The 19,634-nt window shown below is 63.5% G+C and carries 20 protein-coding genes; 15 read left to right on the top strand and 5 right to left on the bottom strand.

The features are described 5' to 3' along the window. Window positions 1-86: 86 nt before the first annotated feature. Complete coding sequence (locus E8E68_RS11370) at window positions 87-644, bottom strand: WYL domain-containing protein (protein ID WP_280341428.1); 558 nt, start codon at window positions 642-644, stop codon at window positions 87-89. A gap of 208 nt (window positions 645-852) precedes the next feature. Here E8E68_RS11370 and E8E68_RS11365 point away from each other — a divergent pair, with 208 nt between their 5' ends. The 7 genes from E8E68_RS11365 (at window position 853) to E8E68_RS11335 (ending at window position 9,000) form a co-directional block, all read left to right on the top strand. Further along, window positions 853-1,647 (top strand): tetratricopeptide repeat protein, encoded by a 795-nt coding sequence (locus E8E68_RS11365; protein ID WP_266033519.1) that lies wholly within the window; start codon window positions 853-855, stop codon window positions 1,645-1,647. A gap of 160 nt (window positions 1,648-1,807) precedes the next feature. After that, window positions 1,808-2,260 carry a MarR family transcriptional regulator gene (locus E8E68_RS11360; protein WP_266033522.1) on the top strand — a complete coding sequence of 151 codons (453 nt, stop codon included), beginning with the start codon at window positions 1,808-1,810 and terminating at the stop codon, window positions 2,258-2,260. Continuing rightward, a complete protein-coding gene (locus E8E68_RS11355; protein WP_266033524.1) occupies window positions 2,257-4,344 on the top strand; it encodes an FUSC family protein in 2,088 nt (695 codons plus the stop codon). Before E8E68_RS11360 ends, E8E68_RS11355 begins: the two co-directional genes overlap by 4 nt. After that, window positions 4,341-4,553 carry a DUF1656 domain-containing protein gene (locus tag E8E68_RS11350; protein ID WP_110746744.1) on the top strand — a complete coding sequence of 71 codons (213 nt, stop codon included), beginning with the start codon at window positions 4,341-4,343 and terminating at the stop codon, window positions 4,551-4,553. Before E8E68_RS11355 ends, E8E68_RS11350 begins: the two co-directional genes overlap by 4 nt. Beyond that, entirely contained in the window at window positions 4,550-5,425 is an 876-nt protein-coding gene (locus tag E8E68_RS11345; RefSeq protein WP_266033527.1) for an HlyD family secretion protein, read from the top strand. The genes E8E68_RS11350 and E8E68_RS11345 overlap by 4 nt, the downstream gene beginning before the upstream one ends. Continuing rightward, the gene (locus tag E8E68_RS11340; RefSeq protein WP_266033530.1) at window positions 5,422-6,840 is read left to right on the top strand and encodes a TolC family protein; all 1,419 of its coding nucleotides are present in this window, start codon (window positions 5,422-5,424) and stop codon (window positions 6,838-6,840) included. The genes E8E68_RS11345 and E8E68_RS11340 overlap by 4 nt, the downstream gene beginning before the upstream one ends. A 216-nt stretch (window positions 6,841-7,056) precedes the next feature. Then, complete coding sequence (locus E8E68_RS11335) at window positions 7,057-9,000, top strand: FTR1 family protein (protein ID WP_266033534.1); 1,944 nt, start codon at window positions 7,057-7,059, stop codon at window positions 8,998-9,000. 85 nt (window positions 9,001-9,085) lie between these two features. On the opposite strand, the gene E8E68_RS11330 is transcribed toward E8E68_RS11335, so the two are convergent. Beyond that, window positions 9,086-9,331, bottom strand: coding sequence for a TIGR02647 family protein (locus E8E68_RS11330; RefSeq protein WP_003255900.1), 246 nt, complete (start codon window positions 9,329-9,331; stop codon window positions 9,086-9,088). Between the two features lie 69 nt (window positions 9,332-9,400). Then, a complete protein-coding gene (locus E8E68_RS11325) occupies window positions 9,401-9,700 on the bottom strand; it encodes a hypothetical protein (RefSeq protein ID WP_266033537.1) in 300 nt (99 codons plus the stop codon). A gap of 148 nt (window positions 9,701-9,848) precedes the next feature. Between E8E68_RS11325 and E8E68_RS11320 the strand changes: the two genes are divergently transcribed. Then, the gene (locus tag E8E68_RS11320) at window positions 9,849-10,511 is read left to right on the top strand and encodes a glutathione S-transferase (RefSeq protein WP_266033541.1); all 663 of its coding nucleotides are present in this window, start codon (window positions 9,849-9,851) and stop codon (window positions 10,509-10,511) included. A 124-nt stretch (window positions 10,512-10,635) separates the two neighbouring features. On the opposite strand, the gene argH is transcribed toward E8E68_RS11320, so the two are convergent. Beyond that, window positions 10,636-12,030, bottom strand: a complete 1,395-nt coding sequence (gene argH, locus E8E68_RS11315) for an argininosuccinate lyase (RefSeq protein ID WP_266033545.1) — start codon at window positions 12,028-12,030, stop codon at window positions 10,636-10,638. A gap of 296 nt (window positions 12,031-12,326) precedes the next feature. On the opposite strand from argH, the gene E8E68_RS11310 reads away from it, so the two are divergent. The 7 genes from E8E68_RS11310 (at window position 12,327) to rsd (ending at window position 18,787) form a co-directional block, all read left to right on the top strand. After that, window positions 12,327-13,070, top strand: a complete 744-nt coding sequence (locus E8E68_RS11310) for a LytTR family DNA-binding domain-containing protein (RefSeq protein ID WP_110746761.1) — start codon at window positions 12,327-12,329, stop codon at window positions 13,068-13,070. Window positions 13,071-13,269: 199 nt separating this feature from the next. Beyond that, the gene (hemC, locus tag E8E68_RS11305) at window positions 13,270-14,211 is read left to right on the top strand and encodes a hydroxymethylbilane synthase (protein WP_266033548.1); all 942 of its coding nucleotides are present in this window, start codon (window positions 13,270-13,272) and stop codon (window positions 14,209-14,211) included. Continuing rightward, on the top strand, window positions 14,208-14,975 hold the full coding sequence (locus E8E68_RS11300) for a uroporphyrinogen-III synthase (protein ID WP_266033551.1): 768 nt from the start codon (window positions 14,208-14,210) through the stop codon (window positions 14,973-14,975). The genes hemC and E8E68_RS11300 overlap by 4 nt, the downstream gene beginning before the upstream one ends. Window positions 14,976-15,020: 45 nt before the next feature. After that, a complete protein-coding gene (locus tag E8E68_RS11295; protein ID WP_266033554.1) occupies window positions 15,021-16,121 on the top strand; it encodes a uroporphyrinogen-III C-methyltransferase in 1,101 nt (366 codons plus the stop codon). Next, on the top strand, window positions 16,118-17,356 hold the full coding sequence (locus tag E8E68_RS11290) for a heme biosynthesis protein HemY (protein WP_266033556.1): 1,239 nt from the start codon (window positions 16,118-16,120) through the stop codon (window positions 17,354-17,356). Before E8E68_RS11295 ends, E8E68_RS11290 begins: the two co-directional genes overlap by 4 nt. 222 nt (window positions 17,357-17,578) lie before the next feature. After that, window positions 17,579-18,085 carry a disulfide bond formation protein B gene (locus tag E8E68_RS11285; RefSeq protein ID WP_266033559.1) on the top strand — a complete coding sequence of 169 codons (507 nt, stop codon included), beginning with the start codon at window positions 17,579-17,581 and terminating at the stop codon, window positions 18,083-18,085. A gap of 231 nt (window positions 18,086-18,316) precedes the next feature. After that, complete coding sequence (gene rsd, locus E8E68_RS11280) at window positions 18,317-18,787, top strand: sigma D regulator (protein ID WP_110746775.1); 471 nt, start codon at window positions 18,317-18,319, stop codon at window positions 18,785-18,787. Window positions 18,788-18,796: 9 nt separating this feature from the next. Here the strand turns inward: rsd and E8E68_RS11275 are convergent, their stop codons facing one another. Then, the gene (locus E8E68_RS11275; RefSeq protein ID WP_280341403.1) at window positions 18,797-19,435 is read right to left on the bottom strand and encodes an FKBP-type peptidyl-prolyl cis-trans isomerase; all 639 of its coding nucleotides are present in this window, start codon (window positions 19,433-19,435) and stop codon (window positions 18,797-18,799) included. Window positions 19,436-19,634 lie beyond the last annotated feature (199 nt).

Raw genomic sequence — 19,634 nt, 5'->3', positions numbered from 1 at the left:
GCCAACTCCCACAGGAGATTCACAAGCCTTGGGGGCGGTGGCATACCTGTGGGTGCTGGCTTGCCGGCGATAGGGTCACTACAGGTTCAATCAAGGTACTGCGCCGCCGCATTGCTCAGGATCCTGCCAATTTCTTCCCGCAACCCCGCAGGCTGTTCCACCACCACCCCATCGCCATGGCTCAACAGCCACCAACGCAGCGGCCAGCCATCGCTCACCGTGCCCCGCAACCGATGCCCATGCTCTAGCGCCGTCAGCTGCATGTCGCTGCTCAAAGGCGCTTCCCGCAACTGCCGCGCCAGCGCATCACTGATCCGCGCCACCAGCTCCACGCCCTCGCCCTGGACCGGTTGCAGCGCATCACCGCGCAGGTGCGTGAGCAGGTCGAAGTTACCGCGCAACTCGCCTACGGCACTTGCCGACCAGTGCCAGCCGAACGGAATGCTCTTGTCATTGCGCTCCAGGGGAAAAATCAGCGACAGCTCATTGAGGTCTCGCTCGACAGTGCGTTTGCTGACCGTAAAGCCCACATCGCGCAGGCGCCACACCAATTCGGCGCTGGTAATGCCAGGAGAGCGGCTGGGTAGCTGGCGCAGCAGCGCCCACTGACGGCTGAGGGTGGCGCGAGTGGTGGCGAACGGCAAAAGATAACGTCCTTGTCTAGGCTTTGCTGCAACAGGATGGCCGCAGGCGTGAAGTATGGCAATTGGCCACAGCCTGCTCAGATCAAGGAACTCGCATTTGGTTGCCTTGTGCCGAATCGTTCGCGACAGGTTTTGACGTGACGTCACGCAAAATCACGCCTCATCACAGCCGAAGGTTGGGGTTGTGCGTCGTTCAATGAGGATGAACATGTCTGCTGCCAGCAATATCCATTCGCTGCTTGCCCGCCTTTTGCCTGAACGGGTCATCGCCCCACCTGCGCCTGTCGGTAGGCGGCATCGAATGTTTGCCGGTGTGGGCCTGCCTAGCCAGCGTTCATTGCTGGTCAATCGCCTGGACGAGGCCAGCGACCTGCAGACGGTGTATGCCGACCTGCGCCACCAGGCCTTGCAAGGCAGCGTGGCGGCCCTGAATGACCTCGGCTGGATCTGGCTCAACGGCAAGTACTGGCGTGCCGATACCGTACTGGCCGGGCACCTGCTGCGCATGGCCGCGTTGCAGGGTAATGCCGCCGCCTGGTTCAACCTCGGGCAGCAGCACTATTTTGGCAAAGGCATCGATCCATCCTACGTTCAGGCGGCCGATTGCTATCGGCAAGCCTTTGAGCGCGGCATGTTGCACGCGGCGGCGGCGTTGGGCGACCTGTATGAGGAGGAGGTGTGCGACGGCGCTCTGGAATGGCAGGTCGACCTGGTGCAGGCCTACCAGTGGTTCATGCGCGGGGCAGAACGGGGCGAGGCGCGCTGCCGTTTTGAGGTGGGTTACCGGTTGATGCACGGGCTGTATGTGGAGGCTGACGTCAAGGCCGCGCTGTACTGGCTGGAACTGGCGGCAGCGGCCGGGGTGGTGCAGGCAGCCGAGGAGTTGGCGGTGCATTTCAGCAGCCGTGACGGGATGCGATACCAGGAGTGGCGCGACCGCGCAGTGCACATGGGCAGTACGCTGGCCCTGACCATGAAGCTGGAAGATCAGATACAGCCCTGATTCTGTCGCCTGTACTGGCACTGCCGCCGGCACAGGCAGCCAAATACCCCCAGCATGAACAACAATTCATCCATACCCCTGGTCAGCCCCTGTTGACGACAGGGGGAGGCACAGGCGTATATTGATAGTTAGCAAACTATGAATATCCTTGGTTCCTTCAATGTCCCTTGATCTCCTGCGCCTGCAAGTCAGCAGCGGCATGGTGGTTGCCGCTCGCCATTGGCGGCGCATTTGCCATGCTGCGCTGACCGGTTACGGCATTTCCGAGGCTTGCGCCGCGCCACTGCTGATGATCGTGCGTCTGGGTGACGGCGTGCACCAGGTGGCTGTGGCCCAGGCCGCCGGGCTGGAAAGCCCATCGCTGGTGCGCCTGCTCGATCAACTGTGCAAGGCCGGCCTGGTCTGCCGCAGCGAGGACCCACTCGACCGCCGCGCCAAGGCCCTGAGCCTGACCGGCGAAGGCCGCGCCTTGGCCGAAGCCATTGAAGCCGAGCTGGTGCGCCTGCGCCGCGATGTGCTGCAGGGCATCGACCAGGCTGACCTGGAAGCCGCCTTGCGTGTGCTGCGCGCTTTTGAGGCTGCCGGCCTGGGCAGTACGGGCGGCGTGGCATGAACGGCTTCTTCAGCTCCGTCCCCCCGGCGCGCGACTGGTTCTACGGCGTGCGCACCTTTGCCGCTTCCATGATTGCCCTGTACATCGCCCTGCTCATGCAGTTGCCGCGCCCCTACTGGGCCATGGCCACGGTGTATATCGTCTCCAGCCCGTTCGTAGGCCCGACCAGTTCCAAGGCCGTGTACCGCGCCGTGGGTACGTTGCTCGGGGCCGGTGGGGCGATTTTCCTGGTGCCGCCGCTGGTGCAGTCGCCGTTGCTGCTGAGCATCGCCATCGCCCTGTGGACCGGCACCTTGCTGTTCCTTTCACTGAACCTGCGCACGGCAAACAACTACGTCCTGATGCTGGCGGGCTACACCCTGCCCATGATCGCTCTGGCGGTTGTGGATAACCCGCTGGCTGTGTTCGACGTAGCGTCTTCCCGTGCCCAGGAAATCTGCCTGGGGATCGTCTGTGCGGCGGTGGTCGGAGCCATCTTCTGGCCGCGCCGGCTGGCGCCCGTGGTGGTTGGCGCCACCGGCAACTGGTTCGCCGAAGCGATTCGCTACAGCGACACCTACCTGGCCCGCGATGTCAGCGCCGACAAAGTCGGCGGCATGCGCGGGGCGATGGTCGCCACCTTCAACTCGCTGGAACTGATGATCGGCCAGCTCGGTCATGAAGGTGCTGGCCCGCATACCTTGAAGAATGCCCGCGAACTGCGTGGACGGATGATTCACCTGCTGCCGGTGATCGATGCGCTCGATGACGCGTTGGTCGCCCTTGAAGGCCGCGCCGCGGCCCAGTTCGCCCAGCTGCAGCCTGTGCTTGCAGCCGCCCGCGAATGGCTCAAAGGCACGGCCGACAGTGCGTCGGTGGCGCGCTGGACCGCATTTCACGAGCAAATCGACCGCCTGCAGCCCGCTGCCGCCATGCTCGACCAGCGCGCCGAACTGTTGCTGTCCAACGCCCTTTATCGCCTGACCGAATGGGCCGACCTGTGGCAGGACTGCTGCGCGCTGCAACATGCCTTGCGCACTGACGACGCCACGCCATGGCGTGCGGTCTACCGCCACTGGCGCCTGGGCCGCCTGACGGCATTCTTCGACCGCGGCTTGATGCTCTATTCGGTGGCCTCCACGGTCCTGGCAATCGTGGTCGCCTGCGGCTTGTGGATCGGTCTGGGCTGGAACGAAGGCGCCAGTGCGGTGATTCTCGCTGCCGTATCTTGCAGCTTCTTTGCCGCCATGGATGACCCGGCGCCGCAGATCTACCGGTTCTTCTTCTGGACCTTGATGTCGGTGATTTTCTCCAGCCTGTACCTGTTCCTGGTACTGCCCAACCTGCACGACTTCCCGATGCTGGTGCTGGCCTTCGCTGTACCGTTCATTTGTGTCGGTACCCTGACCGTGCAGCCGCGCTTTTACCTGGGCACCCTGCTGACCATCGTCAACACCTCGACCTTTATCAGCATCCAGGGCGCCTACGACGCCGACTTTTTCACTTTCCTCAATTCCAACCTGGCCGGCCCGGTTGGCCTGCTGTTCGCCTTTATCTGGACGTTGGTGATGCGCCCGTTCGGCGTAGAGCTGGCGGCCAAGCGCATGACCCGCTTCGCCTGGCGCGACATCGTTGAAATGACCGAGCCAGCGACCCTGGCCGAGCACCGTCAGGTCGGTGTGCAAATGCTCGACCGCCTGATGCAGCACCTGCCGCGTCTCTCGCAAACCGGCCAGGACAGCGGTGTGGCCCTGCGCGACCTGCGCGTCGGGCTGAACCTGCTCGACCTGATTGCCTACCTGCCGCGCGCTGGCCAGCAGGCCCGTGAACGGCTGAACACGGTAATCGAGGAAGTCGGCGCGCACTACGCTGCTTGCCTGCGTGCCGGCGAACGCCTGCATGCCCCGGCCGCACTGCTGCGCAACATGGAGCGGGCGCGGCTGGCGCTGAACCTTGACGAGTTGTACGAGCGTGGCGATGCCCGCACCCACTTGCTGCACGCCCTGAGCGGCCTGCGCCTGGCGCTGCTGCCCGGGGTGGAGGTGATGCTCGAGCCCGCCGAACAACCACAACTGCCACCCGGCCTCGACGGAGCGCCCCTGTGATTGGTGAACTGGATATCAGCGGGGTGTTCCTGCCCACGCTGCTGGTAATGATGTTTGGCACCTACCTGCTGTTCCTGGGGGTGCACGCAGTGCTGTTGCGCGTGCATTTCTACCGCCTGGTTTGGCACCGGGCGTTGTTTAACGTTGCCCTGTATGCCGTGCTGCTTGGCGCGGTGGACCACTTTTGTCGAAACCTGATGCTGCCATGAAAAAACCTTTGCTGACCCTGGGCCGTGTGGTCCTGACCTTGCTGGTAGTGACCTTCGCCGCCGTGCTCGTATGGCAGATGGTGGTCTACTACATGTTTGCCCCCTGGACCCGCGACGGCCACATTCGTGCCGACGTGATCCAGATCGCACCCGATGTGTCGGGGTTGATCCAGAAGGTCGAGGTGCGCGACAACCAGACCGTCAAGCGCGGCGATGTGTTGTTCACCATCGACCAGGACCGCTTCACCCTGGCGCTGCGCCAGGCCAAGGCCACGTTGGGCGAGCGCCAGGAAACCCTCGCCCAGGCCTCCCGCGAAGCGCAGCGTAACCGCAAGCTGGGTAACCTGGTGGCCGCCGAGCAACTGGAAGAAAGCCAGTCCCGCGAGGCCCGCGCCCGCTCTGCCGTCAGCGAGGCGCAGGTGGCGGTCGATACCGCTCAGCTCAACCTCGACCGCTCGGTGGTCCGCAGCCCGGTGGACGGCTACCTCAACGACCGCGCGCCTCGTAACCACGAGTTCGTCACTGCCGGCCGGCCGGTGCTCTCGGTGGTCGACAGCGCCTCGTACCATGTCGATGGCTACTTCGAAGAAACCAAGCTGGGCGGGATCCACATCGGCGACGCCGTGGACATCCGCGTGATGGGCGACAACACTCGCTTGCGCGGCCATGTGCAAAGCTTCGCCGCCGGCATCGAAGACCGCGACCGCAGCAGCGGCGCCAACCTGCTGCCCAACGTCAACCCAGCGTTCAGTTGGGTTCGCCTGGCCCAACGTATTCCGGTGCGCATCGCCTTTGACCAAGTGCCTGAGGACTTCCGCATGATCGCCGGGCGTACCGCCACGGTGTCGATCATCGAGGGCCCGCGTCCATGAAACAGTTGATCCTGGCTGGCCTCTGTCTGTCGCTGGGGGCTTGCATGATGGTCGGCCCCGACTATGAGGTGCCGAAGGATGCGGCGGTGCAACGCAGCGACCTCAACGGCCCACTGCGCCAGGATACCGACAGCGTGGTCTCGGCGCCGGTGCCCGAGGACTGGTGGCAGCTGTATCAGGATCCACGTCTGAACGAGCTTGTACGCCAGGCCCTGAGCGCGAACACCGAACTGCGCGTGGCTGCCGCCAACATCGCCAAAGCCCGCGCTCAGGTGGACGTGGCCGAATCGCAAGGCGGCTTCAACGGCGGGGTCAAAATCGGTGCCCAGCGTTTGCAAGAGGCTGGCCAGGCATTCTTGCTGACCGAGAAGGTGCCGGTGGCCAACATTGGTGAAGCCATCGTCAGCGCTTCTTATCAGTTTGACCTGTGGGGTACCTTCAAGCGCGGCACCGAGGCGGCCAAAGCCAATGCCGACGCTGTCCAGGCTGCGGCCGACACCGCCCGTATCACCTTGGTCGCGGATGTGGTCAAGGCCTACACCCAGGTGTGCTCGGCCAACGAGGAGTACCACATTGCCCGCGAGTCACTCGATTTGCAGGAGCAGAGCGTGAAGCTCAACCAGCGTTTGCGTGATGCCGGGCGCGGTGATGAAACCCAAGTCACGCGTTCGCAGACCCAGTTCAAATCGTTGCGCGCCGAACTGCCACGCTTCAAGGCTGAGCGTGAGACCGGCATGTACACCCTGGCCGCGCTGCTCGCCAGGCCCGTGGACCAGCTACCTGCCGGTACCGCTGATTGTGCCGAGCTGCCGCACCTGAACCAGCTGGTTCCGGTGGGCGACGGCGCGGCCTTGCTCAAGCGCCGCCCTGACGTCCGCCAGGCCGAGCGCCAGCTGGCTGCAGCCACTGCCTACATAGGTGTAGCGACCGGCGCGCTGTACCCGGACATCAGCATCGGGGCCCAGGTGGGGACCATCGGTATTCTCGAGGACCTTGGCGACCCTTCGACGAACCGCTGGGGCTTTGGCCCGCAGATCAGTTGGAGCATTCCCACCAACGGCACCCGCGCCCGCATTCGCATGGCCGAAGCCTCGACCCAGGCAGCCTTGGCCAGCTTCGACGGGGTGGTGCTGAACGCCATCCGTGAGACCCAAACCCGCCTGGCGCAGTACAGCGCCCTGCTGGACCGGCGCGATGCCCTTGCCGAAGCGGAGAAGTCGGCGAAAGAAGCAGCGGACCAGACGCACCGGTATTACCAGGCGGGGCGTGAATCGTTCCTGGCGGATTTGCAGGCAACGCGAACGTATACCGATGTGCGCGCGCAGCTGGCGGCGGCCAATAGCCAAGTGGCGCTGGGGCAGATTGGGGTGTTCCTGGCGTTGGGTGGGGGGTGGAAGGACACCGTCAAGCCTTGAGGTCAGAGGGTCGAGGCGCTGAAAGGGCCAAGGCAGGCCCTTCTTCAATAGCCTTCAGGAATCTGGGGCCGCTTTGCGGCCCATCGCCGCCAAGTCAGCTCCGATAGTTTCCGGGCCACCCTAAGGTTGAATGCCATCCCGCTTCATCTGATTTGTAGCAAGATTTTTCATGAAATCCGCCCAGCACCCTTGAGGGAAGCAAAGTGGAAGTGAACAATGTTCTCTTTCGCATTCCCTTCGAGACTGGCCATGAAAACCCGTTCCCGTCTGCTCGCCTGGCTGCCGGCTTTGTTGCTTGGCCCAGTGCTGGCGCTGTGCAGCACTTTGGCGCTGGCCGAAGCCCCCGCTGAGGCTACCAAAGCGCTGCATTTGCTCGACTACATTGGCGCTGACTACCCGCCGACCGTGCAAGACGGCAAGGTGATCGACGATGGTGAATACAGCGAGCAGCAGGAGTTCAGCACGGTATTGGCCGACTTGGTCAAAGGCCTGCCAGCAAATGCCGAGCAAGCGGCTCTCATGCAGGGCGTCCAGGCGCTGCGCCAGGCCATCGACCAGCGTCAGGACGGCCCGGGGGTGGCCAAGCAGGCCCGCCAGCTGGGTGCACGCCTGGCCGTGGCCTACGAGGTCAGCCAAGCCCCGGTGATCACCCCGGACGCAGCCCGTGGCGCTTCGCTATACGCACAAAACTGCTCGATCTGCCACGGTGACACTGGCGCGGGCGATGGCCCGGCAGGCATCGGCCTGGAGCCAGCACCCGCCAACCTGCGCGATGTTGCGCGCCTTGATCAGTTGAGCCTGTTTGACCTGTACAACACGCTTGCCCTGGGCATCGACGGCACCGAGATGCCGTCCTTTGCCGACCAGCTGGACGACCGCCAGCGTTGGGACGTGGCCGCCTACATCGCCAGTTTCACCGCCAAGCCGGAAGCCGGAAAAAGTGACAAGACCTGGAACATCGCCGACCTGGCTCGCCAGACCCCGGCCGAAGTCGCCGCCAGCGAAGGTAATGCGGTTGTAGCATCGTTCCGTGCCCAGCGTGCCCAGCCGCCACAGGTCAAACGCGGCCCGGCGCAATTGCTCGAATACACCGCCAGCACCCTGGACAAAAGCCTGGCGGCTTACCGCGCAGGCGACCACGACCAAGCCTACGACTTGTCGGTGGCGGCCTATCTGGAAGGCTTTGAGCTGGTAGAAAGCTCGCTGGACAACATCGACACCCAAGCGCGCAAGGACACCGAAAAAACGCTGATGGCTTATCGTCAGTCTCTGCAGGATGGCTTACCTCTGTCTCAGGCCGAGCAGCGTCTGGCCGAAGCCAAGGCCAAGCTTGAGCAGGCAGCCAAACTGTTGGGCAGCGATGGGCTGAGTTGGTCGCTGAGTTTTGTCTCCGGCTTGCTGATCCTGCTGCGCGAAGGGCTTGAAGCCATTCTGGTGCTGGCGGCGATCCTGGCCTTCCTGCGTAACACCGGTCAGCAGTCGGCGGTGCGCAGCGTCAATCTCGGCTGGTGTCTGGCGCTGGTGGCCGGCTTCGCCACCTGGGCCTTGGCGGCGTACGTGATCGATGTAGGTGGTGCCCAGCGCGAGCTGCTGGAAGGCTGCACGGCGCTGTTCGCTGCGGTGATGGTGCTGTGGCTTGGCGTGTGGATGCATGACCGCCGCCATGCCGCTGCCTGGCAGGACTACATCAAAAGCAGCCTGGTCAGCGGCGGCGGGCGCTTCGGCTTTGCCGTGCTGGCGTTCTTTTCGGTGTACCGCGAACTGTTCGAAGTGATTCTGTTCTACGAAACCCTGTGGCTGCAGGCCGGCCCTGCCGGGCACCAGGCGGTGCTGGCGGGTGGCGCCACGGCATTGGTCCTGCTGGTAGGTTTGGCGTGGGTCATCCTGCGTGGGTCGGCCAAGCTGCCGCTATCGCTGTTCTTCAGCATCAACGCCGGGCTGCTGTGCGTGCTGTCGGTGGTGTTCGCCGGGCATGGCGTGAAGGCGCTGCAGGAGGCTGGAATGCTGGGCACGCGGCCGGTTGGGTTCTTCGAATTCGACTGGCTGGGGATTCACCCCGATGCCTACTCGCTGTCGGCGCAGGCGCTGGCCTTGCTGGCCATTGTGTTGCTGTTCGGGCGCTCGCGCCTGGCGGAGAAGCGCAGGGCGGCGGCCAACTGACTGGAACCTGCACGGTCACTGTAGGAGCGGGTGAACCCGCTTCCACAGTGACCATGCAAGGTCTCAGATTGCGCAAGGCTGATGTTCAGGCCGGCTGTGGCGCCTTGAGAATGTTCTGCAGCAACTGGACACTTTCGACAGCGTCGTGACCCAGGCTGGTCAGGTAACCGCCATCCGGTTGATCGGTCAGCCCTTTCTCATGCAGGCGCTGCGCAGCCGCGATCAGGGCGGGGGATGCGGTGCTGGTTATCTTTATGCCTTCCTGGCTGCTGTCGTGTTTGAACAGCGCGAGTACTTCCATTTCGTCGATCAAATCGGGGGTAAAAGGCATGGCAACTCCTGACTTCCAGACAAGGATTACGGCACTTTCTATGGTGCCTGACCTTCGAGTGTAGCCGGGTTATTCGTCGTCGCCTTGATCCATCTCAGGCGGCAGCTCCGGCAGCGCTCGCAGAGCGTTCTCGTACCACTCGCCGTTGAACGCACGGTCCTCCACCAGCATGTTGTCGATCTCGAAGGCCAGCACGTGGGCCATCAGGTTGAGAATGTCGTCACGCTCATAGCCGACCAGGGTCAGCTTGTTGAAAGTGGCCTTGGCTGCAGGCGGCTCGCCGCTTTCAATCTGGTTTTCGATGGCCTGGGTCAGCGTTGCCTCGGCGAAGGCTTCGTCGTCATTGTCGATGTCGGTGGGCTCGCTCATCGCGGTACTCCTGGGATGTGATGCAACAGTGTGCCATGCCTGTGGCGGCAATGCCCGGGCATTGACGGGGTGCATGACGCTGGTCAGGGGCCGGCGATCGGTCTATAAAAGCCCAGCCAACCCCTTACGGCCTGGAGGCTGTTACCTCATGCTCAAGCTTCATGGATTCTCGGTCAGCAACTACTACAACATGGTCAAGTTGGCCCTGCTCGAAAAAGGCCTGCCTTTCGAGGAGGTCACCTTCTATGGCGGCCAGGCGCCACAGGCGCTGGAAGTGAGCCCGCGGGGCAAGGTGCCGGTGCTGCAGACCGAGCAGGGCTTCCTCAGCGAAACCAGTGTGATCCTCGACTACATCGAACAGACTCAAAGCGGCAAGGCACTGCTGCCGGCCGACCCGTTCGAGCAGGCCAAGGTGCGTGAGCTTCTCAAGGAAATCGAGCTGTACATCGAGCTGCCGGCGCGTACCTGCTACGCCGAGTCGTTCTTTGGCATGCCGGTCGAGCCGCTGATCAAAGAGAAAGCGCGTGCTGACCTGCTGGCCGGGTTTGCCACGCTCAAGCGCAACGGGCGCTTCGCGCCTTATGTAGCGGGTGAACAACTGACGCTGGCAGACCTGATGTTCTGCTTCTCGGTCGACCTGGCTTATGCCGTGGGCAAGAAAGTGCTAAACATCGACTTTTTGGCGGACTTCCCGCAGGCCAAGGCGTTGATGCAACTAATGGGCGAAAACCCGCACATGGCGCGGATCGTGGCGGACAAGGAGGCGGCGATGCCGGCCTTCATGGAGATGATCCGCAGCGGCAAGCGCTGAGTCTGGTGTTGAGCCCTTCGCGGGCATGCCCGCTCCCACAGGTCTGCACCGTTTTTGAAACTTGTGCAATACCTGTGGGAGCGGGCGTGCCCGCGAACGAGGGCGAAGCCCTCGCCTTGGGGGGTTAGCGAGACGCCAGCAGGGCCTTGCCACGAACCACGGCAGCACGCACCTGCGCCGGCGCAGTACCACCAATGTGGTCACGCGCATTCACCGAGCCTTCCAGAGTCAGCACGGCGAACACATCCTGCTCGATCTGGTCGCTGAACTGGCGCAGTTCGTCCAGGCTCATCTCGGCCAGGTCCTTGCCGGTGTCCACACCATACTTCACCGCGTGGCCAACGATTTCGTGGCAGTCACGGAACGGCAGGCCACGGCGTACCAGGTAGTCGGCCAGGTCGGTCGCGGTGGAGAAACCACGCAGGGCCGCTTCACGCATGATCGCGTGCTTGGGCTTGATCGCCGGGATCATGTCGGCAAAGGCGCGCAGCGAGTCGCGCAGGGTGTCGGCGGCGTCGAACAGCGGTTCCTTGTCTTCCTGGTTGTCCTTGTTGTAGGCCAGCGGCTGGCCTTTCATCAGGGTCAGCAAGCCGGTCAGGGCGCCGAACACACGGCCGGTCTTGCCTCGTACCAACTCTGGCACGTCCGGGTTCTTTTTCTGCGGCATGATCGAGCTGCCGGTGCAGAAGCGGTCGGGTAGGTCGATGAACTGGAACTGGGCGCTGGTCCACAGCACCAGCTCTTCGGAGAAGCGCGACAGGTGCATCATCGCCAGGCTGGCCGCGGCGCAGAATTCGATGGCGAAGTCACGGTCCGAGACGCCGTCCAGCGAGTTGCCACCCACGGCCTCGAAGCCCAGCAGCTTGCAGGTGAGTTCGCGGTCGATCGGGTAGGTGGTACCGGCGAGGGCGGCGCTGCCCAGTGGCATGCGGTTGGTGCGCTTGCGGCAGTCGACCAGGCGCTCGTAGTCCCGGCTGAGCATTTCAAACCAGGCCAGCAAGTGGTGGCCAAAGGTGACCGGTTGCGCCGTCTGCAGGTGCGTGAAGCCGGGCATGATGGTTTCGGCCTCGCGCTCGGCCTGCTCGAGCAGGCCCTGCTGCAGGCGGGTGATTTCGGCCAGGATCAGGTCGATCTCGTCGCGCAGCCACAGACGGATATCGGTGGCTACCTGGTCGTTGCGGCTGCGGCCGGTGTGCAGCTTCTTGCCGGTGATGCCGATACGGTCGGTCAGGCGTGCTTCGATGTTCATGTGCACGTCTTCGAGGTCGACGCGCCAGTCGAAGTTGCCGGCCTCGATTTCGCCCTGAATGGTCTTCAGGCCATCGATGATGGTGTCGCGCTCGGCATCGCTGAGCACGCCGACCTGCGCCAGCATGGTGGCATGGGCGATCGAACCCATGATGTCGTGGCGGTACAGGCGCTTGTCGAAATCGACCGAGGCGGTGAAACGGGCGACGAAGGCGTCGACGGGCTCACTGAAGCGGCCGCCCCAGGACTGATTGGTCTTGTCGGTGCTCATGGATTCACTCATTGCAGGCGTGAACGAAAAAGTGGCGCCGATGATAGCAGGGTTGGGCTGGCTGCCGCAGGGCGCCGGTCGAGAGAAATGCCCGGAAAATGGCTGATAAGGATTTCAAGGAATGAACGGCAGTGTTCCACGGACCGTCTACAGTTGGACAGAGGACTGGCAGTGAATCTGCCAGCCGAGTGAATCTTTGGCCATCGCACCGGTCTAGAGCGTGACCGCAGTGTCGCTCGAACCACATCTGTCTACGCTATACCTGTGCGAGACTCATTCAGGAATCCAGCGCAATTATGAATGTCCTGATCGTTGATGACGAACCCCAAGGCCGTGAACGCCTCAGCCGCCTGCTCGGCGAACTGGAGGGTTACACCGTACTGGAGCCTAGCGCCACCAACGGCGAAGAGGCCCTGGCGCTGATCGAAAGCCTTAAGCCCGATGTGGTCCTGCTGGACATCGGCATGCCAGGCCTGGACGGCCTGCAGGTGGCTGCTCGCTTGTGCGAGCGCGAGGCGCCGCCGGCAGTGGTGTTTTGCACCGGGGATGATGAATACGGTGCCGAGGCATTCAAGGACAGTACCCTCAGCCATGTGACCAAGCCCATCCAGGCCCAGGCGCTGCGCGATGCGTTGCGCAAGGCCGAAAGACCCAACCGCGCCCAGTTGGCAGCGCTGACCCGGCCGGCTAACGAAGGTGGCGGCCCACGTAGCCACATCAGTGCACGCACGCGCAAAGGCATCGAGTTGATCCCTTTGCCGCAGGTGATCTACTTCATTGCCGACCACAAGTATGTGACGTTGCGCCATGAAACCGGGGAAGTGCTGCTCGACGAACCGCTCAAGGCACTGGAAGACGAGTTTGGCGAACGCTTCGTGCGTATCCACCGCAATGCGCTGGTTGCCCGCGAGCGTATCGAACGCCTTCAGCGTACCCCGCTGGGGCACTTTCAGCTGTACTTGAAGGGCCTGGACGGCGATGCCCTGACCGTCAGCCGCCGGCACGTGGCCGGTGTGCGCAAGATGATGCAGACCCTCTGATACGGCGCCCGCATGGCAAGGGCTGCGCCCTTGTTCGCGGGTGAACCCGCTCCCACAGGTTGATCATTGGCCTTTGGAGTGGCACCTCACCCTGTGGGAGTGGCTTTAGCCGCCAAGAGGCCCTCAGCTGATCCACATCTGCAAGCGATAAAGGAGATGCTGTTATCATCGGCGGCATTTCTCTGGATCGGGGCGTTCCATGTCCACTCGCGAAATCCGCATTGCCACCCGTAAAAGTGCCTTGGCCCTGTGGCAGGCCGAATACGTCAAAGCCCGCCTCGAGCAGGCCCACCCCGGTCTGCTGGTGACCCTGGTGCCCATGGTCAGCCGGGGTGACAAGCTGCTCGACGCGCCGCTGGCAAAAATCGGCGGCAAGGGCCTGTTCGTCAAGGAGCTGGAAACCGCCCTGCTGGACAACGAAGCCGACATCGCCGTGCATTCGATGAAAGACGTGCCCATGGACTTCCCCGAAGGCCTGGGCCTGTACTGCATCTGCGAGCGCGAAGACCCGCGCGATGCCTTCGTTTCCAACACCTTTGCCAGCCTCGAAGCGCTGCCTGCCGGCAGCATCGTCGGTACCTCCAGCCTGCGCCGTCAGGCCCAGCTGCTGGCGCGTCGCCCGGACTTGCAGATCCGCTTCCTGCGCGGCAACGTCAACACCCGTCTGGCCAAGCTCGATGCCGGTGAGTACGACGCCATCATCCTCGCCGCGGCCGGCCTGATCCGCCTTGGCTTCGAAGACCGCATCACCTCCACCATCAGCGTCGATGACAGCCTGCCGGCTGGCGGCCAGGGTGCAGTGGGCATCGAATGCCGCAGCGCCGACCATGAAATCCATGCCCTGCTGGCGCCGCTGCACCATGCCGATACGGCCGACCGGGTAGTGGCCGAGCGCGCCTTGAACAAACACCTGAATGGCGGTTGCCAGGTGCCGATCGCCTGCTACGCGGTGCTTGAAGGCGACCAGCTGTGGTTGCGTGGCCTGGTTGGCCAGCCGAGCGGCGGCAAGCTGCTGGTGGCTGATGCTCGTGCCCCCCGGTCGGCTGCCGAGACCCTTGGCGTACAAGTGGCGGAAGACCTGTTGGGGCAGGGTGCCGACGCCATCCTCAAGGAAGTCTACGGCGAGGCCGGCCACCCGTGAGCCAATGGCGCCTGTTGCTGACCCGGCCTGCCGAGGACTGCGCGGCGCTGGCGCAAAACCTGGCAGCAGCGGGGGTGGCCAGCAGTTGCTTGCCGCTGCTGGAGATCGAGCCGGTAAAACCCGAGGCTCCGCAGCAGTTGTTGCTGCAAGCCCTGAATGGCTTCCAGGCAGTCATCGTGGTCAGCAAACCGGCCGCCCGGCTGTTGCTCGAGCAACTGACCAAGGCCAGCTTGCAGCCGCCACGGCAAAACTGGTTCACGGTCGGCGAGGCCACTGCCGCAGTGTTGCAGGATGCTGCCCTTGAAGTGAGCTACCCACCACGCGGCGATGACAGCGAGGCCTTGCTGGCGTTGCCGGCACTGCGCCAGGCAGTTGCCGTACCTGCAGCGCGAGTCTTGATCGTACGCGGCGTCGGAGGTCGCGAACTGCTGGCAGAGCGTCTTGCAGAGCAAGGTGCTAGTGTCGAATATCTGGAACTGTATCGTCGCTGCCTCCCGGATTACCCGGCGGGCACCCTGAAGCGCCGCATCGAAGCGGAACGCCTCAATGGCCTGGTGGTCAGCAGTGGGCAGGGTTTCGAACATTTGCAGCAAATGGCCGGCGCCGATTGGCCGCAGCTGGCCCGGCTACCACTGTTCGTGCCTAGCCCGCGGGTCGCCGAGCAGGCCCGGGCCGCCGGGGCCCAACAGGTTGTGGATTGCCGTGGCGCTAGTGCCGCGGCCTTGCTGGCAGCCGTGCAGCGCAGCGCTGCACCTGCCTCTTAAGGCGCTAAGCTGAATGCGATGCGCCCCCATGCAAAGGATGGATACGTGAGCGAGACTGTCTTGTCCAATAACGATCAGCCGTCGGCACAGGCGCCGGCGGACCCCGTTACCGCCCCACCTGCCAAGCGCTCCGGCAGTGGTCTGGCAGCGCTGGCCTTGCTGCTGGGCGCGGCCGGGGTGGCGGTAGGTGGCTGGGGTGTCTGGCAGGTGCGTCAACTGCAAGGCAGCGAGTTCAATCAGGGCCAGCACATCGAGGCGCTGAACCAGCGTGCCGAGGCCCTGCAGCAGCGTGAACAGCAGATCAGCGCGCAACTGGCCAGCCTGCCGGCAGCCAGCGAGCTCGAAGACCGCCGCCGCCTGGTGGCGCAATTGCAGGGCGACCAGCAGCGCCTCAGCCAGCGGGTGGAAACCGTGCTGGGTGAAAGCCGCAAGGAGTGGCGCCTGGCCGAAGCCGAGCACCTGCTGCGCCTGGCCACCCTGCGCCTGTCGGCCTTGCAGGACATCACCAGCGCCAAGGCGCTGGTCGAGGGCGCCGACGAGATCCTGCGTGAGCAGAGCGACCCGGGTTCCTTCGCCGCCCGTGAGCAACTGGCCCGCAGCCTGGCCACGCTCAACAGCACCCAGCAACCCGACCGTACTGGCCTGTTCCTGAAACTCGCTGCACAGCGTGAGCTGGTACAACAGTTGAGCGCCCAGTCGCCTGAGTTCGAGAGCAATGCCGATGCACTTGGCGCACTGACCGCCGACGGCGATGGCGCCAGCCGCCTGTCGCAGTGGTGGGCCGAGATCTCCAAGTACTTCCAGATCGACTTCAACGCCGATGAGAACGTGCGGCCGCTGCTGGCCGGGCAACAATTGAACCAGCTGCGCCTGGCCCTGAGCCTGACCATCGAGCAGGCACAGTGGGCGGCGCTCAATGGTGATGCCAAGGTCTACACCCAGGCGCTGGACGATGCCCGCAGCGTGCTGCTGGCCAACTTCAACGCTGACAACCCGCAAAGCAAGGCCATGCTCGAAAGCCTCAATGCCCTGGCTGAGCAACCGGTGTCGGTGGTAACCCCAGACCTCAGCGAAAGCCTGGCGGCAGTGCAGGCCTATATCCAGCGCCGCCACTTGCCGGCCGAGGCTGAAGGGGGCAAGCCATGAAGCGTGTCTACCTGCTGGCCGTGCTGGCTATAGTGGTTGCCGCAGCGTTGGGCATCGCAGTCGCCAAGCATAGCGGCTACGTGTTGATCTCCTATGGTGGCTTCCGTTATCAGTCGGGGCTGTGGGCAGCCCTTGCCGGGTTGCTGGCGGTGGTCTTGTTGTTGTGGTTGCTGCGTTACCTGGTCGGCCTTGTGCTGACCTCAAGCGGCGTGGTCAACCCCTGGTCGCGGCGCAACCGTAGCCGGCGCATTCGCCTGGCCATCGAGCAGGGCCAACTCGACCTCGCCGAGGGCCGCTGGGCCAGTGCCCAGCGCCACCTGCACCGTGCCGCCGAGGCCGAGCGCCAACCGCTGCTGTACTACCTGGGTGCCGCGCGTGCGGCCAATGAGCAAGGCCGTACCGAAGACAGCGACAACTTGCTGGAGCGCGCCTTGGAGCGCCAGCCACAGGCGGAGCTGGCCATTGCCCTGACCCATGCCCAGTTACAGATGGACCGTGGCGAAAGCGATGGTGCTCTGGAAACCCTGCTGGCCATGCAGGAGCGCCACCCGCACAACAGCCAGGTGCTGCGCCTGTTGCAGCGCCTGCACCTGGAGCGCGGCGATTGGTCGGCCTTGATTCGTCTACTGCCCGACCTTCGCAAGGGCAAGGTGCTGCCGGCTGCGGAACTGGCCGCCCTTGAGCAACGCGCATGGGGCCAGAACCTGAGCCTGGCGACTACCCGTGGCGAGGACGCGCCAAGTGCCCGCCAGGCCCTGGAGCGGGCCTGGCAGCAACTGACTGCGGCCCAGCGCCAAGAGCCGCAACTGGTGCTGGCCTACGCCGAGCAACTGCGCCAGGTGGGCGCCCAGAGCGAGGCCGAGCAAGTACTGCGCACGGCCCTGAAACGCGAGTATGAGAGCCACCTGGCCCGTCTGTACGGCCTGGTGCGCGGCGAGGACCCGGCGCGCCAGCTGCAAACCGCCGAAGGCTGGCTCAAGGCTCACCCGCAAGACGCCAGCCTGCTACTGACCCTGGGCCGCCTGAGCCTGCAGAACCGGCTGTGGGGCAAGGCGCGTGACTACCTGGAAAGCAGCCTGCGCATGGAACGCAACCCTGAGGCTTGTGCCGAACTGGCCCGCTTGCTCGCTGGCCTGGGCGAGACCGAACGCAGTAACCAATTGTTCCAGGAAGGCCTTGGCCTGTTGGACGAACGCCTGCTGGCTTTACCGCTGCCAGAAGGCGTTCGCGCCTGACCTACCCCAAGGCCCGCGCCAAGGTGCGGGCTTTGGGGGCGGGTAATTTATCCACCGCTGCCAGTTAAATCTGACGTCCGCTTCTTCAGTCGCCTCCTACCTTGGCTCCGGAAATTTCCTACGCTATTCAGCGACTTGTCGTTGCTGTCGTGCCTTGAAACAAAGGGCGTCTTTCCTCTACCGTTTCAGGCCTCTATCTCTTCCCCGGGACCTGAACCGCCTATGCTGCCGGCCCGTTTGCGCACGTTTTTCCTTCCCGCCTGCCTGGCCGCACTGGCAGTGCTCGCCGCGTCCATGTACCTGGAAAACGTCCTTGGGCTGGTGCCGTGCCCGTTGTGTCTGAGCCAGCGGGTGCTGCTTGGTGTATACGGGCTGCTAAGCCTGGCAGCGGTGGTGCAGGCACCGGGCACCCGCGGCACTCGCCTTTATGCACAAGTGACGCTGGGGTGCTCGCTGGCCGGCGCATTGTTGGCAGCACGGCATGTCTGGTTGCAGGGTGCAGGCGGTGCCAGCCATGTATGCCCGGCGCCGATCGGGCAGCTATTGGTGAACTCCTGGGGGGAAGCGACGCGGCAACTTCTGTTCGGCGGCCCGGATTGCCACTCACTGACCTGGAGTTTTCTCGACCTGACGCTGCCGGAGTGGAGCCTGCTGGCCTTCCTGTTACTGGCGGCGCTGCCCTTGAGTTACCTGCTGGCGTATCGTTTCCGCAGCCTGGCAGGAACATGACCTGGCGCAAGGCTGGATCATTAGCGCGACCAATGGCGATGTATCAGGGGATTAAACACTTGTATGAACTTTGTCCTCTGCGTACCTTGAAGGGCAGCACGCGCGGGAATAATCTCGCAGCACGTATACCGAAAACACAACTGCTCGATGCCGTCCTGCTGATGTCACCTTTGTGCTGCGCGGTCGTGGTGCGAGGTGCAGCGGCATCTACCCAGAAGGGAAGAGATTGCCATGCTCGATAGTTGTCAGAATGCCCAGGAACGCTGGGGTGGGGTGCACGACCTGATCGACCGTTGGTTGAAGGCGCGCCAGGACCTGGTGCAGTCTTTCGGCGCACTGCGTGATTTGAAGCCAGCCTTCGCCGACAAGGACACAAATGGAGACTTTTGCGGCCTGCTTGTCGACTACTGTTCGGCGTGGCATTTCGAGGTCTGCGAACAGCTGGTCAGTGAGGCCAAGGCTTTCGACGACGAGAGAGCGCTGAAATTGGCCGAAGAGATCAATCCGCGGATCAACGACATCACCCAGATCGCGCTGGCCTTCAATGACCATTGCGCGAAAGGCGGGTGCAAGGACACCGAACGCTTCGCTAAAAAACTAGGCAAGCTGGGTGGCCTGCTGCATGAACGCTTCGAACTTGAAGACTGCCTGATCGAAGTGCTGCATAACGCGCACAAGGAACAAGGCGCGGTCGAGGCCTGAGGGTTGGCGTCAGTCGCCAACCGCCAGCAGTTCGATCTCGAACACCAAGGGTGTATAGGGTGCGATCAAGTCACCCGCGCCCTCGGCTCCGTAGGCTTGTGCTGATGGAATCACCAGGCGCCATTTGGCGCCGGCGTGCATCAGCGGCAAGGCTAACTGCCAACCTTCTATCACCGAGTCCAGGCTGAACCACTGTGGTGTCTGGTTCTGGTCGAATATCGAGCCATCCGGCAACTTGCCCACGTAGCGTACCTGCACCTTGCCGCCGGGTTTCGGCTGCGCACCCGTGCCTGCCTGCAGTTCGCTGTAGAGGATGCCCTGCGTTAACTCACGTACGCCATAACGCCCGCGCTCATTGGCCATGAAGCGTTTTTCGGCCGCTTGGAGTTTTTGCATCTCAGCATCACCCTCCTGCGCCTCATGCTGTTGGAGCACGGCCTGCATCCGAGCGTTGTCGAGCTTCAGCGGCTGTCCCTGGTAGGACTGGCGTAACCCGTCGACCAGCGCGTCCAGCTGCAAGCCTGGCATATCCTGGCGCAGCCGCTCACCCAGGCTGGCGCCGAGGCTGTAGGCGAGGTCGTGATCATCGCTCTCGGCCAAGGCGATGGGGGCCAAAAGACATAAACCTAAAACAAGATATCGAGGCATGGTCGGTTCCTGCGCCAATGAGCGGGGAAGTATGCCAGCGTTCCGTTTTTGATTGTGTGCTCGCGACCCTTGCAAAAAGAGACCTTGTGTTGCGAAAGGGGTGCGAAGCCCCCCGAGAGGATGGGCTGCAAGTCAGATAAGTGCCAAATTCCAGCAATGATTTATTCAGCAACTACACTTGCACGGAGCTGCAAGATAA

Origin of the sequence: Pseudomonas sp. BN607 (assembly GCF_029871175.1) — a bacterium.
In the GTDB taxonomy this organism is placed as follows: Bacteria; Pseudomonadota; Gammaproteobacteria; order Pseudomonadales; family Pseudomonadaceae; genus Aquipseudomonas.
Note: the sequence above shows the minus strand (reverse complement) of the source record. Positions and strands in the feature narration are given on the sequence as shown.

Excerpts from the sequence above, each read along its gene's own strand:
- E8E68_RS11365 (WP_266033519.1), top strand. The coding sequence starts at position 853 with ATGTCTGCTGCCAGCAATATCCATTCGCTGCTTGCCCGCCTTTTGCCT.
- E8E68_RS11360 (WP_266033522.1), top strand. The coding sequence starts at position 1,808 with ATGTCCCTTGATCTCCTGCGCCTGCAAGTCAGCAGCGGCATGGTGGTT.
- E8E68_RS11355 (WP_266033524.1), top strand. The coding sequence starts at position 2,257 with ATGAACGGCTTCTTCAGCTCCGTCCCCCCGGCGCGCGACTGGTTCTAC.
- E8E68_RS11345 (WP_266033527.1), top strand. The coding sequence starts at position 4,550 with ATGAAAAAACCTTTGCTGACCCTGGGCCGTGTGGTCCTGACCTTGCTG.
- E8E68_RS11340 (WP_266033530.1), top strand. The coding sequence starts at position 5,422 with ATGAAACAGTTGATCCTGGCTGGCCTCTGTCTGTCGCTGGGGGCTTGC.
- E8E68_RS11335 (WP_266033534.1), top strand. The coding sequence starts at position 7,057 with ATGTTCTCTTTCGCATTCCCTTCGAGACTGGCCATGAAAACCCGTTCC.
- E8E68_RS11330 (WP_003255900.1), bottom strand. The coding sequence starts at position 9,331 with ATGCCTTTTACCCCCGATTTGATCGACGAAATGGAAGTACTCGCGCTG.
- E8E68_RS11325 (WP_266033537.1), bottom strand. The coding sequence starts at position 9,700 with ATGAGCGAGCCCACCGACATCGACAATGACGACGAAGCCTTCGCCGAG.
- E8E68_RS11320 (WP_266033541.1), top strand. The coding sequence starts at position 9,849 with ATGCTCAAGCTTCATGGATTCTCGGTCAGCAACTACTACAACATGGTC.
- argH (WP_266033545.1), bottom strand. The coding sequence starts at position 12,030 with ATGAGCACCGACAAGACCAATCAGTCCTGGGGCGGCCGCTTCAGTGAG.
- E8E68_RS11310 (WP_110746761.1), top strand. The coding sequence starts at position 12,327 with ATGAATGTCCTGATCGTTGATGACGAACCCCAAGGCCGTGAACGCCTC.
- hemC (WP_266033548.1), top strand. The coding sequence starts at position 13,270 with ATGTCCACTCGCGAAATCCGCATTGCCACCCGTAAAAGTGCCTTGGCC.
- E8E68_RS11290 (WP_266033556.1), top strand. The coding sequence starts at position 16,118 with ATGAAGCGTGTCTACCTGCTGGCCGTGCTGGCTATAGTGGTTGCCGCA.
- E8E68_RS11285 (WP_266033559.1), top strand. The coding sequence starts at position 17,579 with ATGCTGCCGGCCCGTTTGCGCACGTTTTTCCTTCCCGCCTGCCTGGCC.
- rsd (WP_110746775.1), top strand. The coding sequence starts at position 18,317 with ATGCTCGATAGTTGTCAGAATGCCCAGGAACGCTGGGGTGGGGTGCAC.
- E8E68_RS11275 (WP_280341403.1), bottom strand. The coding sequence starts at position 19,435 with ATGCCTCGATATCTTGTTTTAGGTTTATGTCTTTTGGCCCCCATCGCC.